The sequence below is a fragment of the Streptomyces pratensis genome (assembly GCF_016804005.1).
GTDB lineage: Bacteria > Actinomycetota > Actinomycetes > Streptomycetales > Streptomycetaceae > Streptomyces > Streptomyces pratensis_A.
This window is the reverse complement of record NZ_CP051486.1, coordinates 1748963-1766652: the sequence shown is the minus strand read 5'-3', so window position 1 is coordinate 1766652 and position 17690 is coordinate 1748963. Positions and strand designations below refer to the sequence as shown.

At 70.6% G+C, this 17690-nt stretch carries 18 protein-coding genes; 6 read left to right on the top strand and 12 right to left on the bottom strand.

Annotated features, from left to right (window positions below; translation table 11 throughout):
- The first annotated feature begins 115 nt into the window (after positions 1-115).
- The 3 genes from HED23_RS07895 to HED23_RS07885 all read left to right on the top strand — a co-directional run bounded on the left by HED23_RS07895 (position 116) and on the right by HED23_RS07885 (position 3917).
- Complete coding sequence (locus tag HED23_RS07895) at positions 116-1060, top strand: CAP domain-containing protein (protein ID WP_203182691.1); 945 nt, start codon at positions 116-118, stop codon at positions 1058-1060.
- A 336-nt stretch (positions 1061-1396) separates the two neighbouring features.
- On the top strand, positions 1397-3436 hold the full coding sequence (locus HED23_RS07890; protein ID WP_203182690.1) for a PA14 domain-containing protein: 2040 nt from the start codon (positions 1397-1399) through the stop codon (positions 3434-3436).
- A gap of 76 nt (positions 3437-3512) precedes the next feature.
- Positions 3513-3917: a winged helix-turn-helix transcriptional regulator gene (locus HED23_RS07885; RefSeq protein WP_203182689.1), complete on the top strand. Its 405-nt coding sequence runs from the start codon at positions 3513-3515 to the stop codon at positions 3915-3917.
- A 9-nt stretch (positions 3918-3926) separates the two neighbouring features.
- On the opposite strand, the gene mutM is transcribed toward HED23_RS07885, so the two are convergent.
- The 9 genes from mutM to HED23_RS07840 all read right to left on the bottom strand — a co-directional run bounded on the left by mutM (position 3927) and on the right by HED23_RS07840 (position 13006).
- Positions 3927-4784 carry a bifunctional DNA-formamidopyrimidine glycosylase/DNA-(apurinic or apyrimidinic site) lyase gene (mutM, locus tag HED23_RS07880; protein WP_203182688.1) on the bottom strand — a complete coding sequence of 286 codons (858 nt, stop codon included), beginning with the start codon at positions 4782-4784 and terminating at the stop codon, positions 3927-3929.
- 114 nt (positions 4785-4898) lie between these two features.
- Complete coding sequence (gene rnc, locus HED23_RS07875) at positions 4899-5723, bottom strand: ribonuclease III (RefSeq protein WP_203182687.1); 825 nt, start codon at positions 5721-5723, stop codon at positions 4899-4901.
- Positions 5724-5742: 19 nt separating this feature from the next.
- Positions 5743-5916, bottom strand: coding sequence for a 50S ribosomal protein L32 (rpmF, locus tag HED23_RS07870; RefSeq protein ID WP_003965982.1), 174 nt, complete (start codon positions 5914-5916; stop codon positions 5743-5745).
- A gap of 2 nt (positions 5917-5918) precedes the next feature.
- A complete protein-coding gene (locus HED23_RS07865; RefSeq protein ID WP_147959683.1) occupies positions 5919-6584 on the bottom strand; it encodes a YceD family protein in 666 nt (221 codons plus the stop codon).
- Positions 6585-6721: 137 nt separating this feature from the next.
- Entirely contained in the window at positions 6722-7837 is a 1116-nt protein-coding gene (locus HED23_RS07860; RefSeq protein ID WP_203182686.1) for a cell division initiation protein, read from the bottom strand.
- A gap of 97 nt (positions 7838-7934) precedes the next feature.
- Entirely contained in the window at positions 7935-8414 is a 480-nt protein-coding gene (coaD, locus tag HED23_RS07855; RefSeq protein ID WP_203187399.1) for a pantetheine-phosphate adenylyltransferase, read from the bottom strand.
- A 26-nt stretch (positions 8415-8440) separates the two neighbouring features.
- On the bottom strand, positions 8441-9025 hold the full coding sequence (gene rsmD, locus HED23_RS07850; protein ID WP_203182685.1) for a 16S rRNA (guanine(966)-N(2))-methyltransferase RsmD: 585 nt from the start codon (positions 9023-9025) through the stop codon (positions 8441-8443).
- An 87-nt stretch (positions 9026-9112) separates the two neighbouring features.
- Positions 9113-11332 (bottom strand): ATP-dependent DNA helicase RecG, encoded by a 2220-nt coding sequence (recG, locus tag HED23_RS07845; protein ID WP_203182684.1) that lies wholly within the window; start codon positions 11330-11332, stop codon positions 9113-9115.
- A 51-nt stretch (positions 11333-11383) separates the two neighbouring features.
- Positions 11384-13006, bottom strand: a complete 1623-nt coding sequence (locus HED23_RS07840; protein WP_203182683.1) for a DAK2 domain-containing protein — start codon at positions 13004-13006, stop codon at positions 11384-11386.
- 257 nt (positions 13007-13263) lie between these two features.
- Between HED23_RS07840 and rpmB the strand changes: the two genes are divergently transcribed.
- A complete protein-coding gene (gene rpmB, locus HED23_RS07835) occupies positions 13264-13449 on the top strand; it encodes a 50S ribosomal protein L28 (protein ID WP_003965989.1) in 186 nt (61 codons plus the stop codon).
- A 75-nt stretch (positions 13450-13524) separates the two neighbouring features.
- On the opposite strand, the gene thiD is transcribed toward rpmB, so the two are convergent.
- Positions 13525-14334 (bottom strand): bifunctional hydroxymethylpyrimidine kinase/phosphomethylpyrimidine kinase, encoded by an 810-nt coding sequence (gene thiD / locus HED23_RS07830; protein WP_203182682.1) that lies wholly within the window; start codon positions 14332-14334, stop codon positions 13525-13527.
- An 81-nt stretch (positions 14335-14415) separates the two neighbouring features.
- Positions 14416-15384 carry a thiamine-phosphate kinase gene (locus tag HED23_RS07825; protein WP_203182681.1) on the bottom strand — a complete coding sequence of 323 codons (969 nt, stop codon included), beginning with the start codon at positions 15382-15384 and terminating at the stop codon, positions 14416-14418.
- A gap of 320 nt (positions 15385-15704) precedes the next feature.
- Between HED23_RS07825 and HED23_RS07820 the strand changes: the two genes are divergently transcribed.
- Together HED23_RS07820 and HED23_RS07815 are read left to right on the top strand one after the other, a co-directional pair.
- The gene (locus HED23_RS07820; RefSeq protein WP_014153840.1) at positions 15705-15938 is read left to right on the top strand and encodes an Lrp/AsnC ligand binding domain-containing protein; all 234 of its coding nucleotides are present in this window, start codon (positions 15705-15707) and stop codon (positions 15936-15938) included.
- 20 nt (positions 15939-15958) lie between these two features.
- Positions 15959-16444, top strand: coding sequence for a DUF3515 domain-containing protein (locus HED23_RS07815; protein ID WP_203182680.1), 486 nt, complete (start codon positions 15959-15961; stop codon positions 16442-16444).
- 31 nt (positions 16445-16475) lie between these two features.
- Here HED23_RS07815 and HED23_RS07810 read toward each other — a convergent pair whose 3' ends face one another.
- Positions 16476-17660 (bottom strand): D-alanine--D-alanine ligase family protein, encoded by a 1185-nt coding sequence (locus HED23_RS07810; RefSeq protein ID WP_203182679.1) that lies wholly within the window; start codon positions 17658-17660, stop codon positions 16476-16478.
- Positions 17661-17690: the final 30 nt, after the last annotated feature.

Sequence of the window (17690 nt, the reverse complement as noted above, 5' to 3'; positions counted from 1 at the left end):
CCCAATCCGTCATGGCGTAAGGTCCCCTCGCAATAGCCTCACCCGAACGGGTGAGGCTGATCTTGAATGCGGTGACGTCGGAAACGACGCCCGGAGCACGAGGAAGGCACAGCGCATGGGACGGCATCGACGCGCAGGCGCGGCCCCCGCCGCTGAGCAGCACGCGGCGGACGCGGAGGACGGGTACCGGAGCGCCCGCCGGAAGAAGCGAACCGGCATACCCGTGCGCGCCGGCCTCCTCGGCGTCTCCGCGGCCGTGGCTGTCGGAGCGGTCGCCGTCGCCTCCGGTCTGCTGCCCGGTGGCGACAGCTACAGCGTCAGCGGGGGCGGAGCCGCCGACCAGGTTCACGCGGGTGGTGCGCCCGACCTGCTGACCCAGGGCGAGTCCACCGCCGGGCCGACCGGCCGTACGTCGGCCTCCGCTTCGGCCGAGGCCAGCCGGGGTGCGGGCCGTTCCGCCGCCCCGTCGAAGTCTCCGTCGGCCACCCCGAGCACGAAGCCGAGTGCGAAGCCCTCCGCAACCGCATCGAAGCCGGCGACGAAGACGCCGGAACGGACGAAGGCTCCGGCCACGCAGCCGAAGAAGAGCACCTCGTCCAGCCCGGCCACCAGCACGCCGGCCGCCCCGAAGCCCTCGTCCGCCGCCCCGAGCACGAAGCCCGCCGCCCCGGCGAGCCCGTCCTCCACCTCCGCGCAGGCCGCCGTGCTCGCCCTGGTCAACCAGGAACGCGCGAAGGTCGGCTGCACCCCGGTGACCACCAGCGCCTCACTGACCGCGCTCGCCCAGGACCTCAGCGAGGACATGGCGGCCCGCGACTTCTTCGGCCACACCGACCCCGACGGGGCCACTCCCTGGGACCGGGCCGAGGCAGCCGGCGTGCAGGGTCTCGGCGGCGAGAACATCGCCCGGGGCCAGGCCGACGCACAGGCCGTGATGGATGCCTGGATGAACAGCGACGGCCACCGCGCGAACATTCTCAACTGCGATTACAAGACGCTCGGCGTAGGAGTCCACCTCGGCTCCGGCGGCCCGTGGTGGACGCAGGACTTCGGCTTCTGAGAAGCGGCAGGGTCAGCACCTCCTGCTCCCGGCCCGTCACCGGGCCATGGCGTGTCGGTGCTCGTACCGGTAAGGCGTGAAGGGCGGCCCGCATGCGGGCCGCCCTTCACGCCTTACGACGGGACAGGTGCCGGTCGGCTCACGGGGGCCCCGGCGAAGAGCCTCGGGCGGTCGAGTCCGCCGTCGCGGCTCCGCTGCCTGGTGCCCGGCCGGCCCGCGGCTCCGCCGGCCCATGTCGAACCGACCTCTCCGGGTCTACAACTATGCCCCCTTCACAAGAGTCTTGATCGTCAGCAGTCATCTCTTTGACTCAGACGATCAGAACCGAAGGAACGCATGAACCGACCCAGAGGCACCACGGCAGCCACGGCCGGCGCCGTCGTACTCGCCACCGCGGGGGGCCTGCTCGCCACGGCCGCCCCGGCTTCCGCAGCCGTGACCTGCGCATCCCCCGTCTTCAAGCGGACGTTCTACGCGAACACCACCTTCACCGGCACGCCCAAGGGCACGGACTGCGACTCCGTGATCGACCAGAACTGGGGCACGGGCGCACCCGGTTACAAGGGCATGCCCTCCAACAACTTCGGTGTCCGCTGGTCCACGACCCGCGACTTCGGCTCGGGCGGGCCGTTCTCGTTCGCGGCGTCCTCCCGTGACGGCATCCGCGTCTACGTGGACGGCGTACGCAAGCTCGACCTGTGGAAGAACGTCGCCGACACCGTCTCCAAGACGGTCACCGTGACCATCCCCTCGGGCAAGCACAGCCTGCGCATCGACTTCGTGAACTGGACCGGCGCCGCCGACGTCAAGTTCTCGTACGCTCCCCGCACCACGGCGGCCGTGGACAAGGTGAAGCCGCTGGTCCCCACCGGGACCGCCGTCACCTACAGCGCCGCCTCCACGTCCACCAAGGTCAGCTGGGCGAGGAACAAGGAGATGGACCTCGCCGGGTACCGCGTGTACCGGCGGCTGAAGGGCGCCTCCTATCCGTCGAAGGCCCTCGCGACCACGACGTCCACCTCGTACACCGACACGACCGCGCCGAAGGACGGCAACGTCTACTACTACGAGGTGCGCGCGTACGACAAGGCCGGCAACACCTCGTCGGGCACCGCCGACCTCGGCATCACCACGGTGGACCGCACGGCCCCCGCCGCCCCTAAGGGCGTCGAGGACAACTGGGCGATGGGCAGCCCGGCCAAGGTCACCCTGTACTGGGACGGCAACGCCGAGCCCGACCTCGCCGAGTACCGGGTCTACCGCTCGACCTCGCAGCCGGTCGCCCTCACCCCCGCCAACCGGCTGGCCTCCACCGGCGGCGGCTACAGCGGACCGCTGCCGCAGACCGGTGACGTCTACTACTACGTCGTCACCGCCGTCGACACGAGCGGCAACGAGTCCCCGGCCTCCGGCACCGCGATGTACTACAGCGACGACACGACCGGCCCGGTCGACACCGCGCTCAACGCGCGGGCCTCGGAGAGCGAGGCGGGCGTCACCGTGACCTGGGACGCCTCCGCGGTGACCAGCAGCGACTTCGCCGGCTACTCGGTCTTCCGGACGAGCCGCCCCGGCACCGGCAGCGCCACCCGCACTGAGGTCGGTTCGGGCGTCAGGGGGACCTCGTTCACCGATGCCGCCCCGCAGCCCGGCGCCAAGTACGCCTACCACGTCGTCGCGGTCGACCACGAGGGGAACGGCGGCACCCCGTCCGCGGGGCTCACGGTCACCGTCACCGGGAACACGACGGCGCCCCCGGCGGTCACCGGCGTGAGGACCGTCCCGGAGAGGAACGGCGTCACCCTCTCCTGGGACGCGAGCAAGGACCCCGGCCTCGCGCACTACCTCGTGCTGCGCGGCTCGCTCGTCGACGGGCAGTGGGCGTACAAGGCCGTGCCGCATCCGGCGGACTTCAAGCCCTGGCAGATCCAGGGGACGACCTTCCACGACTACGTCCCGGCCGACGGACAGCAGGTCCGTTACGCCGTGGTCGCCGTCGACCAGTACGGGAACCAGCTCACCCCGGCCACCGGCGCGACGGCGGTCGACGTCACCGAGCTGGACCTCCGCCCGACCGCACCGGCGGCGACCGGCGCGCCGCTGGTGTACCTGAGCTCCGACCAGAACGGCTGGATCTCCTGGGCTCTCGCGAGCTCCACGACCCTCGGCGAGGTCACCGGTTTCGCCATCCACCGCTGGAACCCGGTGACGCAGACCTTCGACCCGGTCCGCACGGAGCCCAGGGACAACGTCACCTCCTGGAACTGGGTGGACCCCGCCCTGCCGCCGGCGAGCACGGTCTACTACAGGATCTCGGTGCTCTACGCGGACGGCACCACGTCCGGTGCGAGTGAGGTCTCCGTCATCAGCCGCTGACGGCGACGGCCCTCCCGCTCTTCCTCCTGCGCAGCGCTCACCCCGGGTGGGCGCTGCGCAGGCGTAAGCTGCGGGTATGAGCGAGACACGGACGGAGCAGGTACTGGACGGCGGCGACTCGCCCTTCGACGTCTTCTCCCGGCAGTGCCCCTCACGCGGAACCCTGGAGCACGTCACCGGCCGCTGGGGTGGGCTGACCCTGGGCGCGCTGTACGAGAGCGGCGCCCGCTTCAACGAGCTGCGCCGCCGGGTCGACGGCGTCAGCGAGAAGATGCTCTCCCAGACGCTGCACGCGCTCGAGCGCGACGGGCTCGTCCACCGGGAGGCCCTGCTGACGAATCCGCCGCGCGTCGACTACGAACTGACGGCGCTGGGCCGCGAGGTCACCGGCAGGCTGATGGACCTCATCCAGCTCGTCGAGGGCCGGATGCCCGAGGTGGTCGAGGCCCGGAACCGGTACGACGCCGCACGCCCGGGCTGATCCGAGACCTCAGACGGTCCGCGGCGGGCGCTGGCAGCGCGGACAGAAGTAGCTGGAGCGGTTCATCCACGGCCGCCTGCGCATCGGCGTACCGCAGCGGCGGCAGGGTTCGTCCTCCCGGCCGTACGCGTCCAGCGACCGGTCGAAGTACCCGGACTCCCCGTTCACATTGACGTACAGGCTGTCGAAGCTGGTACCGCCCTGGTCGAGGGCCTCCCGCATCACGTCCCGGACATGGCCGAGCAGCTCCGCCGTCCTCGGGCGGGTCAGGGTGGCGGTCGGCCGCTCGTAGTGCAGCCGGCTGCGCCAGAGCGCCTCGTCGGCGTAGATGTTGCCGACGCCGCTGATCAGGGACTGGTCGAGCAGGGCGCGCTTGACCGTCGTACGGCGCAGGCGCAGCGCCAGGTGGAAGGCGTCGTCGTCGAAGGCCGGGTCGAGCGGGTCGCGCGCGATGTGCGCGATGACGTCGGGCACGCCGTCGGGGGTGTTCTCGTGCAGCGACAGCCCGCCGAAGGTTCGCTGGTCGACGAAGCGCAGCTCGGTACCGAGCCGGTCGTCGAAGCGGATCCTGATCCGCAGGTGCTTCTCGTCTGGGGCCTCTTCGGGCTGCACCAGCAGCTGGCCGCTCATGCCGAGATGGCCCAGGAGTGAGGACTCCACCTCGTCCAGGGGGATCCAGAGGTACTTGCCGCGGCGCATCGCCGTGCCGAAGCGCAGGCCACGGAGCCGGGCCGCGAAGTCCGGGCCGCCGGCGACGTGCCTGCGGACCGCACGCGGGTGGAGGACCTCGACGTCCTCGACGGTGCGCCCGGTGGTCCAGCGCTCCAGACCCCGCCGTACGACTTCGACCTCGGGCAGTTCGGGCACGGCAGGCACTCCTTCGCGACGGGACACGTGGCGGGACATGAAGGGACAGCTGGAACGTGAGGGGACAGCGAAAACCCCCCGGTGCGCCTGGGCACCGAGGGGTTTCCGGGTAAATCAGGCCGGAGCCGCGTCCGAGTTCGGCGACGGGTCGGCAGGGACGTCGGCGACCCCTCCGTCGGCTGCGGACTTCGCCGCCGCCTCCCGTGCTTCCGCGGCGGCGCTGATCTCGCGCCAGGCGGACTCCGCCGCCTGCTGCTCCGCTTCCTTCTTGCTACGGCCGGTGCCGGTGCCGTACGAGACACCACCGACGCGAGCAGCAGCAGTAAAGGTCTTCTCGTGATCGGGGCCGGTCTCCGTGACGAGGTACTCGGGGACTCCGAGGCTCTCGCTCGCGGTGAGCTCCTGGAGACTGGTCTTCCAGTCCAGGCCGGCTCCGAGGTTGGAGGACCTGTCGATCAGCGGGTCGAAGAGCCGGTGGACCAGCTCCGAGGCCGCGCCGAGGCCCTGGTCGAGATAGACGGCGCCGATCACCGCTTCAAGGGTGTCGGCGAGGATGGAAGCCTTGTCCCGGCCACCCGTGCCCTCTTCACCGCGGCCGAGCCGGATGAAGGAGCCGAGTTCGAGGCCGCGGCCCACTTCCGCAAGTGCACGCGAGTTGACCACCGCGGCCCGCAACTTGGCCAGCTGGCCTTCGGGCAGGTCGGGGTGGGTGCGGTACAGCGTGTCCGTGACCACCAGGCCGAGCACCGAATCCCCGAGGAATTCGAGCCGCTCGTTGGTGGGCAGACCGCCGTTCTCGTATGCGTACGAACGGTGGGTCAGCGCACGCACCAGAAGGGCGGACTCGAGGTGATACCCGAGCCGCCCTTCCAGAAGCGTGTGGGACGAGGCTGTGTTGATGTTGTCTGCCTGCTTCTTGGCGCTGGACAACTCAGACATCGGGCCTCTCACCAGCCGCTCAGACCTCGAGGACCTGGCGCTTGTTGTAGGTGCCGCAGCTCGGGCACGCGATGTGCTGGAGCTTCGGCTCCTGGCAACGCTCACACGAAACCAGGGTGGGGACCGCAGCCTTCCACTGCGACCGGCGGTGGCGCGTGTTGCTGCGCGACATCTTCCGCTTCGGAACAGCCACGGCTACTTCTCCTGCTTCTCGTCGACGCCAGGTTCGGCGCCGCCCATGTTGTCCTTCTCGCCGTCCTGAACGGTCTCGGCGAGTCCTTGCAGTGCCGCCCAACGGATGTCGGCGACGTCGTGGTGGTGGTCCGGATTCTCGTCCAGCCTGATCCCGCATTCGGAACACAGACCGGCACAGGTCTCCTTGCACACCGGCTGCAGCGGCAGTGCGAGCACCACCGCGTCACGCAGCACAGGCTCGAGGTCGAACGAGTCGTCCTCGAGGAAGAACCTGTCCTCGTCGTCCTCGGCGTCGTCGACCGGGTCCGCGGTCCTGCTGCGGTTCCGGTCATCGGCGTCAGGGTACGAGAACATTTCCTGGAAGTCCGCTTCGACCTCGAGGGTCAGCGGCTCCAGACACCTTACGCACTCCCCCTCGGCCGTCGCACGGGCGGTGCCTGTGACAAGCACCCCTTCCATGACCGATTCGAGGCGGAGGTCCAGCGCCAGGGGCGCGTTCTCGGGAACACCGATGACCCCGTCGATGCCGAGGTCCTTGGGTGCTTCCGCCGTGCGGGTCAGCCGCTTCTGGGTACCCGGACGCCGGCCCAGCTCGCGCGTATCGAACACGAGAGGGCTGCGGTGGTCGAGGTGGCCGTTCAGGGCTTTTCCTGCTTTCGAAATCATGTGCGTGGTGCGGCTTCGGGAGGGCCGCCCCTGTCCTGGAGGAAAGAGGGCAGCCGGGATCGCGGACATACACGCGACCGAAGAGCCAGGATACTGGACGTACCGCCCAGCTCCCAATCCGGTACGGCCCCCTCCGGTCAGCGGCCCTGTTCGTAGCGGCGCAGCTGTTCCAGGTCGATCATGCTGGTGTCGAACAGGCTGGTCTCGTCGAGCGCGCTCTCACCCCGCTGCACGGGGGCCTGGGCCTGCTGCGGCCAGCCGTACTCCTGCTGCTGGTTCGGGTCGTACGCCTGCTGCTGGTAGGCGGCGTACGGGTCGACCGGCTGCTGGTAGCTGTAGCCGTCCTGGATCTGCTGCTGGTCCTGGTAGCCGTACGTCTGCGCGTAGTGCGGCTCGGCCCCGCCCTGGGCCGGGAAGCCGGGCTGCGTGGGGTCCTGGTAGGCGGCGGCCGGTGCGTAGTCCGGCTGTGCGGGCTCGGCGTAGGACGGCTGCTGAGGGCTCTGCGGCGGCTCGGGGGTGGCGAGCTCGGCCAGGCCGGCCCAGTGGTCCTCGTCGCTGGTGTGCAGGTGCCCACCCGCCGCGTCCTGCGCGGCCATGTGCGCGCCGAGCTCGTCGGTCGCGACCCGGCCGTGCAGCTTCTGACGGCCCCGGCCTACGGCCTCCAGGGTCTTGGCGAGCACGGCCTCGAAGGCACCCAGCTTGGTGTCCACGTAGTCGTCGGCACGCCGGCGGAGCGTCTCGGGGTCGGCGCTGCGCTCCGGCGCCTCGGCGAAGTCGGGGTCCTCGTAGCCCTGCTCGTCGACGCCTTCACCACGGCCCAGCAGCTTCTCGCGGCCCCGGTCGACGGAACCGATGGTCTTGGTGAGGACGACCTCGAAGTTGGCGAGCTTGCTGTCGACGTACTCGTCGGCCTCGCCGCGCACCTCGTCGGCCTCCCGGCGGGCCTCGGACAGGATCCGGTCCGCCTCTGCCTGGGACTGCTGGGCGATCTCGGTGCCGGAGATGAGGGAGCCGCGCTCCGCGCGGGCGGACTCGATGATCCGCTCGGCCTCCTGCCTGGCCTGCTCGACGAGCTGCTCACGGCCGCCGATGAGCTCCTCGGCGTGGGCGAGCGAACCCGGCAGGGCCTCGCGCACCTCCTCGAGCATCGCGAGCAGTTCGGCCCGGTTGACCACGCAGGACGCCGACATGGGCATGGAGCGGGCGTTCCCGACCGTTTCGACGATCTCGTCGAGCTTCTTCTGCACGTCCACCGTGTGCTCGCCACTCTCTGCTGCTGTTGGAGACGGACGGGACGACTGTAAGGCCAGTCGCCGCCCGTCCGACACCTGGTGACGGACGGTCAGCACATCACTTCTGAGCGAGACGCTCCACGAGGGCCCCGTGGACCGTCGGCGGCAACAGGTGCGCCACGTCACCGCCCCAGGTGGCGACCTCCTTGACCAGCGAGGACGACAGGAAGCTGTAGGTCGGGTTCGTCGGCACGAAGAGCGTCTCGACCCCGGAGAGACCGTTGTTCATCTGGGCCATCTGCAGCTCGTAGTCGAAGTCGCTGACGGCCCGCAGGCCCTTCACGATCGCCGGGATGTCACGCTGCTTGCAGAAGTCGACCAGCAGGCCGTGGAAGGACTCGACCTCCACGTTGCCGAAGTCCGCCGTCACCTCACGGATCATGGCGATCCGCTCGTCGATGGTGAACAGCCCCTTCTTGGACTGGTTGATCATCACTGCGACGTGAACGACGTCGTACAGCTTCGAAGCTCGTCCGATGATGTCGAGATGTCCGTTGGTGATGGGGTCGAACGACCCCGGACAGACGGCGCGGCGCAACGTGGTCCCCTCGCTCTCCGGTGCGGTCATCGTGCGTCTTCGCACGTAGAGGCGGCGCGACCGTACCAAAACGTGGCCTCGCCGTAGCGACGGGACCGCTGCGGCTCGAAACCTTCGGGCCAGTTGAATTCCCCGCCTCTGGTGCTCCGTTCCACGGTGACGAGAGCGTCGCCCGTGAGCCACCCCTGAGCACGGAGTGTGAGCAGGATCTCCCGAAGATCGTCGTCGGTGACGGCGTACGGAGGGTCGAGGAAAACCACGTCGTACGGGTCGGAGGGTGCCGGTCCCGTCACGATCTGTTCCGCTTTGCCCGCTCGGAATTCGGCGCCGGGCAGACCGAGGGTGCGGATGTTGTCGCGCACGGTGCGCGCGGCCTTGGCGTCGGCCTCCACGAGCAGCGCGTGGACCGCGCCCCGCGAGAGCGCCTCCAGGCCGACCGCGCCGGACCCCGCGTACAGATCGGCGACACGGATGCCGTCGAGCGTGCCGAGGAGCGCTTCCCAGGTGGAGAACATGCCCTCGCGCGCACGGTCGGATGTGGGGCGGGTGCCGGTGCCGGGCGGGACGGCCAGGCGCCGTCCGCCGGCCGAGCCGGCGATCACGCGGGTCATGGGTCTGTTCCTCGGGTCGCGGGCGGCACACCGGAAGGGACGTGCGCCGTGCTCCCCACGATATGGCGTCGCCGGGGATCCGCCCGGTCACCCCTTGTCGAGGTACTCCTCCCGGTCCTTGTCGAGGAGGGCGTCCAGTGCTGTGCGCAGCTCCGGCAGCCGCTCGAGCCCGGGATCGTCGGCTACGACGCGGACGGCCTCCTCGCGGGCCGCCGCGATGACCTCCTCGTCGTCGATGACGCTGAGCACCCGCAGGGAGGAACGGACTCCGGACTGCGCCTGGCCGAGGACGTCGCCCTCGCGCCGCTGTTCGAGGTCGATGCGGGAGAGCTCGAAACCGTCGAGGGTGGCGGCCACCGCGGAGAGCCTGGCCCGGGCGGGGCTCGCCTCGTGGGCCTCACTGACCAGCAGGCAGAGGCCGGGCGCGCTGCCGCGCCCGACACGGCCCCTGAGCTGGTGCAGCTGGGACACTCCGAAGCGGTCCGCGTCCATGATCACCATGGCGGTCGCGTTGGGGACGTTGACCCCGACCTCGATGACCGTGGTGGCGACCAGGACGTCGGCCTGGCCTGCGGCGAACCGGCGCATGACGTCGTCCTTGTCGTCGGGCGGCATCCGGCCGTGCAGGACCTCGACACGAAGACCGGCGAGCGGGCCCTTGGCGAGCTGTTCCGCGATGTCCAGCACGGCGAGCGGCGGCCGCTTCTCGCCGTCGTCCTCGGGGGCGGCCTGCTTCTTCCCGGCCTTCCCCTTCTTCTCCGCGGCCTCGTCGGCGTCGTCACCGATGCGGGGACACACGACGTACGCCTGGTGGCCGTTCTCCACCTCCTCGCGCACGCGGTCCCAGGCGCGGCTGAGGAAGTGGGGTTTGTCCTTGGCCGGGACGACATGGCTCGCGATCGGCGACCGGCCGGCCGGGAGCTGGTCGAGCACGGACGTCTCCAGATCACCGAAGACGGTCATCGCGACCGTACGGGGAATGGGGGTGGCCGTCATGACGAGCAGGTGGGGCGGCTGCTTCCCCTTGGAACGCAGCGCGTCCCGCTGTTCCACCCCGAAGCGGTGCTGTTCGTCGACGACGACCAGTCCGAGGTCGTGGAACTGGACCTTGTCCTGAATCAGCGCATGGGTGCCGATAACGATCCCGGCCTCGCCCGTGACCAGGTCTAGCAGAGCCTGCCGACGGGCCGCCGTGCCCATGGAGCCGGTGAGCAGGACGACCTTCGTGCCCAGGTCGGAGCCGCCGAGCATCCCTCCTTCGGCGAGCTCGCCCATCATCTCGGTGATCGACCGGTGGTGCTGCTGGGCCAGCACCTCGGTGGGCGCGAGCATCGCCGCCTGGCCGCCCGCGTCGACGACCCGGAGCATGGCGCGCAGGGCGACCAGCGTCTTGCCGGAGCCGACCTCCCCCTGGAGCAGCCGGTGCATGGGGTGTTCCGTCGCCAGGGCGTCGAAGATCTCCCCGGTGACCTTCTGCTGGCCCTCGGTGAGAGTGAAGGGGAGTGTGGCGTCGAAGGCGTCCAGGAGCCCGTCGGGGACGGGTTTCCGGGCCGCTGCGGGGAGTTGGGTGTCGGCGTAGCGGCGGCGGGCGAGCGCGATCTGGAGGACGAAGGCCTCGTCCCAGCGCAGCCGGTCACGCGCGGCCGCGATGTCCGCCTTGGTCTGCGGACGGTGGATCCTGAGCAGTGCCTCGGGAAGGGGGACGAATCCACGTCCCTCGCGCAGCGACGGGGGAAGCGGGTCCACCGCTTCCTGCGCGCTCGGCAGGACCGTGTCGACCGCCTTGGCGATCCGCCACGAGTCGAGCTGTTTACAGGCCGGGTAGATCGGCAGCAGCTGCCCCGCGAAGGCGTCGACGGCCTCGCTCGCCTCCTCCTCGTCGTGGGCGTCGAGGAGCTGGTAGGTGGGGTGGGCGAGCTGCATCTTCCGGTTGAACACGGAGGCCTTGCCGGCGAACATCGCCCGCCGGCCGGGCAGGAGCTCCTTGTGGGGCTTGTGGACACCGTGTCCGAAGAAGACCAGTTGGAGCCTGCCGCTCCCGTCGGTGAGCGTGACCTCCAGCCGCTTGCCGCGGCCGTTGTTGAACATCATGATCCGCGCGTCGGCGACCTGTGCGACGACCGTCACGTGCTCGTCCAGCGGGAGCTCGGTGAGCGCCGTGAGACGGCCCCGCTCCTCGTAGCGCCGCGGGTAGTGGTGCAGCAGATCACCGACCGTGTGCAGGTCGAGGTGTTCGGCCATCACCTTCGCGGTGGCTCCGCCGAGCAGCTTCTTGAGGGGTTCATCGAAAGCGGACACGCGGTCCATTGCACACCAAGCCACTGACAAATGTCTCCGTGCGCGGCGCCGGGCGACGTGTCACTCGACGCCGATCAGCAGGGGTGCCGCCTGGTGGCCGCCCCTGTAGACGACCGTGTCCACGGCCAGGTAGCCCTCGCGGATGTGTTCACCCAGCTCGTCGGCCAGGGTGTCGGACATGTCTTCGCCCAGGATCAGTGTGACGAGTTCGCCACCGGCCGACAGCATCCGGTCCAGGACCGTCCGGGCCGTGCCGGGGACGTCCTCACCGATGACGGCGACGTCCCCGTCGATCATGCCGAGGATGTCGCCCGCCTGGCAGATGCCCGCCATGGTCCACGACTGCCTTTCGGCGACGGCCAGTTCGGCGTACCGGGTGGCACCGGCCGCCGACGTCATCGCGACGACGTCCTCGTCGAAGCTGCGGTCCGGCTCGTGGACTGCGAGCGCGGCGATGCCCTGCACTGCCGCGCGGGTGGGTACCAGGGCGACCCGGATGCCTTCGGTCCTCGCCTGTTCGGCGGCCGCGGCGGCGGTGTGGCGCAGCTGCGCGTCGTTGGGCAGCAGGACCACCTCGCGGGCGTGTGCCCGCCGGATGGCGTCGACCAGTTCGCCGCTGGCGGGCGGCTCGCCGGGCCTCGCCAGCACGGTGGTCGCCCCGGCCTCGGTGCACAGGCCGGAGAGCCCGTCGCCGGGGACGACCACGACGACCGCGCGCTGGACGGGCTCCCGGTGGGCGCGGACCCGGTCGGCGGCGAAGTGGGTGATCCGGATCCGGTAGGGCCGGCCTGCCTCCACGCCGGCCTCGACGGCCGCCCCGGCGTCGTCGGCGTGGACGTGGACGTTCCACAGGCCGTCGCCTCCGACCACGACGAGGGATTCCCCCAGGGCGTCCAGCCGGCTGCGCAGCCGGGCGACCGCGTCGTCGGGGGCCTCCAGCAGATAGATGACCTCGAAGGCCGGCCCGCCGTCCGGATCCGCGTCGGCGCAGTCGCCGGTCATGGGCAGGACCTCGGGGGCAGGCAGGACGGCTCGCTCCCGCGCCCGTCCGCCGACCGCTTCCAGCAGTGCGCCGAGCACCGTCACCAGGCCCTGTCCGCCCGCGTCCACAACGCCCACGCGTCCGAGGACGGCCAGCTGCCCGGGGGTGGCCGCCAGAGCGGCCCGCGCCCCTTCGTACGCCGCCTCGACCACGTCCTTGAGGCCCGCGCTCCCGTCCGCGGCCCGGGCGGCCTCGGCCGCGGCCGAGGCGACGGTGAGCACCGTGCCCTCGACGGGATGGGCGACGGCCAGCCGTGCCGCTTCGGCGGCCTCCGTCAGCGCGGCCCGCAGGTGTTCCGGGTCACCCGACTCGGCCAGCACAGAGGCCATGCCGCGCAGCAGCTGGGCCAGGATGGTCCCCGAGTTCCCCCGGGCGCCGATCAGCGCGCCGTGCGCCATGGCCCGTACGGCGTCGGCGGGGGCGGGCACGGAGGAGCCGGTCTCGTGGGCGGCGAAGACCGCTTCGACGGCCGCGGCCGCCGATTCGACGGTGAGGTACAGGTTGGTGCCGGTGTCCCCGTCGGCGACGGGATAGACATTGATGGAGTCGATGGCCGCACGCTCCCGGCCGAGGGCCTCCAGTGCCAGTGAGCACCAGGTGCGCACCGCGACGGCGTCAAGATCGTCGGGGGACTGCGGCACCGTTGGTCCTCCTTGGGACGGCCGTGGGGGGCTGGCTGCACCGCAGGGTAGCCCTCGTCCTCGGGCCCTTCGGGCGCAGGTGGGGGACGGAGCTCCCGGGGAGCCGTGGTAGTTTCGTATCTCCGAAGCAGGCGTTGTATGCTGCTTCGGTTGCCCGACGAAAGTCGGGCCAATCCCTCCGGTGCCGCCACTTCAGTAAAATGATTCCGGCGCGCCGGAATTCACTGTAAGTGCATCTGAAGTCTTTGGAGTGACCCGTGGCTGCCAACTGCGACGTTTGCGGCAAGGGGCCGAGCTTCGGCAACAGCATTTCGCACTCGCACCGCCGTACGTCCCGTCGCTGGAATCCCAACATCCAGCGCGTGCGTGCCGTGGTCGGTCGGACGCCGAAGCGGCTCAACGTCTGCACCTCGTGCATCAAGGCCGGCAAGGTCGCGCGCTGACGTCCCCGTCGTAGCGCAGCCTTCCGGTTGCCCAAAAAGCCGGTCCACCTCGGTGGACCGGCTTTTTGCTGTGCTTCAGAGGGCGGGGCGGGCGAGCCAGCCGTGATCGACGGGGCCGATCCCGCCGCCCAGCGCGAAGCCGGCCCGGATCGCGCCGGTGACGTACTCCTTCGCGCCCCGCACCGCCGTCGGGACGTCCTGGCCGCGGGCGAGTCCGCACGCGATGGCGGAGGCGAGGGTGCAGCCGGTGCCGTGGGTGTGCCGGTTGTCGTGCCTCGGTGCGCGCAGCCAGTGCTCCTCGCTGCCGTCCGTCAGCAGGTCGACGGCCTCGCCGGGCAGATGACCGCCCTTGATCACCACCCAGCGGGGTCCGAAGGCGAGCATCTCCGTCGCGGCCCTGCGCATTCCCGTCCCGTCGGTGACGACGACACCGGTGAGCTGGGTCACCTCGTCGAGATTCGGGGTGGCGACGGTGGCGACGGGCAGCAGCTTCGTGCGTACGGAGTCGAGGGCCTCGGCGGCCAGCAGCGCGTCCCCGTGCTTGGAGACCCCGACGGGGTCGACGACGACGGGTGCGTCCGTCCCGGCGAGGAGTTCGGCGACGGTGTCGACGAGCGCGGCCGAGGACAGCATGCCGGTCTTCACCGCCTGGACGCCGATGTCGTCGACCACACTGCGGTACTGGGCGCGTACGGCGTCCGCAGGGAGCTCCCAGGCACCTTGCACGCCCAGCGAGTTCTGGGCGGTCACCGCGGTCAGCACGCTCATCCCGTGGGTACCGAGGGCCAGCATCGTCTTCAGGTCGGCCTGGATGCCCGCACCGCCGCCGGAGTCGGATCCGGCGACGGTAAGGACACGGGGCGGTATCGGGGCAGGTGCGGTCATGCCCCGGAATCTACTAGGGCGTGGTCGGGAAGTAGCGCCGTCCGCCCGGTCGCCGGGCAGGCGGGAATTCCCGAGCACGCCCTAAGCGTCCTCGATGGATCCGAAATGGTCCCAGCCGCCCTTGCTCGTCCACGGCGCCCCGTCGACGGTGACCTGGGGCAGCGCCGACGGGTTGAGGACCTCTCCGATGACCTTCCAGCGGGCGGGGAGCTTCACGTCGGACGGGAACGTCGCCACGATCGCGTGGTCCTCTCCCCCGGTGAGCACCCACTGCAGCGGGTCGACCCCGACGGCCTGCCCGATGTCGGACATCTGCGAGGGGATGTCGATGAGCCCGGAACGCAGGTCGATGCGGACCTTGCTGGCCTCGGCGATGTGCCCGAGGTCGGCCACGAGCCCGTCGCTGACGTCGGTCATGGCCGTGGCGCCCAGCCCGGCCGCCGCGGGGCCCGCGTGGTACGGCGGTTCGGGGCGCCGGTGGGCCTCGACGAACGCGCGCGGCGAGCGGAACCCCCGCGAGAGCACGGCGAATCCGGCAGCCGACCAGCCGAGCCATCCGGTGACGGCCACGACGTCGCCGGGCCGGGCTCCGGCCCGGGTGACGGGTTCGTGGTTGCGCAGGTCACCGAGCGCGGTGATCGAGACGGTGATGGTGTCGCCGCCGACGACGTCACCGCCGACCACGGCCGCACCGGCGACCTGGCATTCGTCGCGCAGTCCGTCCATCAGCTCGGCGGCCCAGGTGACCGGCAGGTCGGCCGGTACGACGAGGCCGAGCAGCAGCGCCGTGGGCACCGCGCCCATGGCCGCGATGTCGGCGAGGTTCTGCGCGGCGGCCTTGCGGCCGACGTCGTACGCCGTCGACCAGTCACGGCGGAAGTGCCGCCCTTCCAGCAGGATGTCCGTACTGGCCACGACCCTGCGGTCGGGAGCGGCCACGACCGCGGCGTCGTCGCCGGGTCCCAGCCGTACCGCCGGAGTGGTGGTGAGCCGGGAAGTGAGCTCCCTGATGAGCCCGAACTCCCCCAACTCGCCCACGGTTCCCTTCACCGAGACTCACCTCTCATCTATCGCACCGGACACCTGTCCGGGCTGCTTCAGCGGCCGGAGGCCCGGACCGTGGGCGGACGGCCCACGGGAGCCGGTGGCCCCGGGACGTGCAGGCATCACTGTCCCCCTCCCGCACCGGTGGGCTTGCGGTCGCGAGCCCCAACTGCTGTCGGTACCGTCAAGGGATACGTCAACTTGTGTGGTGCGTACGCCACGCTGTGGGCGTCAACCGGCCCGTAGGTCTCCCCGCGGCGCGGGGCGACGCGATAACGTGGCGTCCCTTTCCCCCACATGATCCTCGTGGCCGCCCTGGAGGTTCCGTGGTACAGGCGTACATCCTCATCCAGACCGAGGTGGGCAAGGCGTCGATCGTCGCCGAGACCATCGCAAAGCTTCCGGGAGTGATCCAGGCAGAGGACGTCACAGGCCCCTACGACGTGGTGGTGCGCGCGCAGGCCGACACGGTCGACGCACTCGGCCGCATGGTGGTCGCCAAGGTCCAGCAGGTGGACGGCATCACGCGTACCCTGACCTGCCCGGTCGTCCACCTCTGACCCCTGTCTACGCTGGTCCGGTGACTCACACCCGCCGCCGGTCCCCCAGATCCCGTGTACTCGCCCCGTCCGCCGCCCTGCTCGTCCTGGCCGTGGCGGGCTGCTCCTTCGGCGGTGACCAGCCGTCGGTGCAGGTACCCGCGCCCTCGTCGGAGGCCGCCGGGTACTGCGAGAAGCTGCACGAGGAGCTGCCGGAGACCGTCGCCGGTCTGGAACGGAGTGATCCTTCACCGGACTCGGACCTGACCGCCGGCTGGGGGGACGGGGCGATCGTACTGCGCTGCGGCGTCCCCCGGCCCGCGAAGATGGACACTTCCCGCACGGGCGTCAACGCGGACGGCGTCAACTGGCTGATCGAGCAGCGCGATGGTGCCGGCCCCCGGTTCACGACGACTTACCGCAAGGCGTATGTCGATGTGACGCTCGGGATTGAGTACGCCCATGACATCACCCCGTTGTCCGCGTTCGCCGTGCCCGTCAGGAAGACGATCCCCAAAAGTCTCTGAGGGCTGCCCCGGGCGGGACAGCCCTCAGGGATCAGCGCAGGCCGGTGGAGCGGTTCAGCGCGGCCGTGATCAGCCGGTCCACCAGCTCCGGATACTCCACGCCGCTCACCTGCCACATGCGCGGGAACATGGAGATCGGGGTGAAGCCCGGCATGGTGTTGATCTCGTTGATGACGAACGTGCCGTCCTCGGTGAGGAAGAAGTCGGCGCGCACCAGGCCCTCGCAGGAGGCCGCCTCGAAGGCCTCGACGGCGAGCCGCTGCACCTCGGCGGTCTGCTCCTCGGTGAGCGGTGCGGGCACCAGTCCTGCCGCCGAGTCGATGTACTTGGCCTCGAAGTCGTAGAAGTCGTGCGCGGTGACGGGCGGGATCTCCGCGGGCACGCTGGCGCGCGGTCCCTCGTCGAACTCCAGCACACCGCACTCGATCTCCCGGCCGCGCAGCAGTGACTCCACGATGAACTTGGGGTCGTGCCGGCGGGCCTCCTCGATCGCCTCGTCGAGCCCGGCCGCGTCGTCGACCTTGGTGATGCCCATGGAGGAGCCGCCGCGGGCGGGCTTGATGAAGAGCGGCCAGCCGTGTTCGGCCGCGAACTCCATGACGCGCTTGCGGGCGGCGGGGCGGTCCGTGTCCCACTCACGGGGACGGACGACCTCGTACGGGCCGACCGGCAGCCCGAAGGAGGTGAACACCCGCTTCATGTACTCCTTGTCCTGGCCGACGGCCGAGGACAGGACACCGGCGCCGACGTAGGGCACGCCGGAGAGCTCCAGGAGCCCCTGGAGCGTGCCGTCCTCGCCGTAGGGGCCGTGCAGCACGGGGAAGACGACGTCGACCTCGCCCAGGGCCGTGGGCACCGAACCGGGTTCGCTCACTACGACGTCACGGTTGCCGGGGTCGACGGAGAGCGTCACGACGCCCTGCGCCGAGTCGGCCAGCTGGTCCACGTCGGGCACCCGGCGGTCCGCGATGGCCATCCGGGCCGGGTCGTCGGACGTGAGGACCCAACGTCCGTCCCTGGTGATGCCGATCGGCAGGACGTCGTACTTCGTCCGGTCGACGGCGCTCATGATGGCACCGGCCGTGACGACCGAGATGCCGTGTTCGGAGCTCCGGCCGCCGAACACGACGGCCACACGCGGCTTGCGGCCCGGCTCGGAGCTCTGCTCGGAGCTCAGGGGGCTCTCAGGGCGCTGGGGGAGGTTCTGGCTGCTCATATCGCGATGAGCGTACCTGCTGGTAGGGCT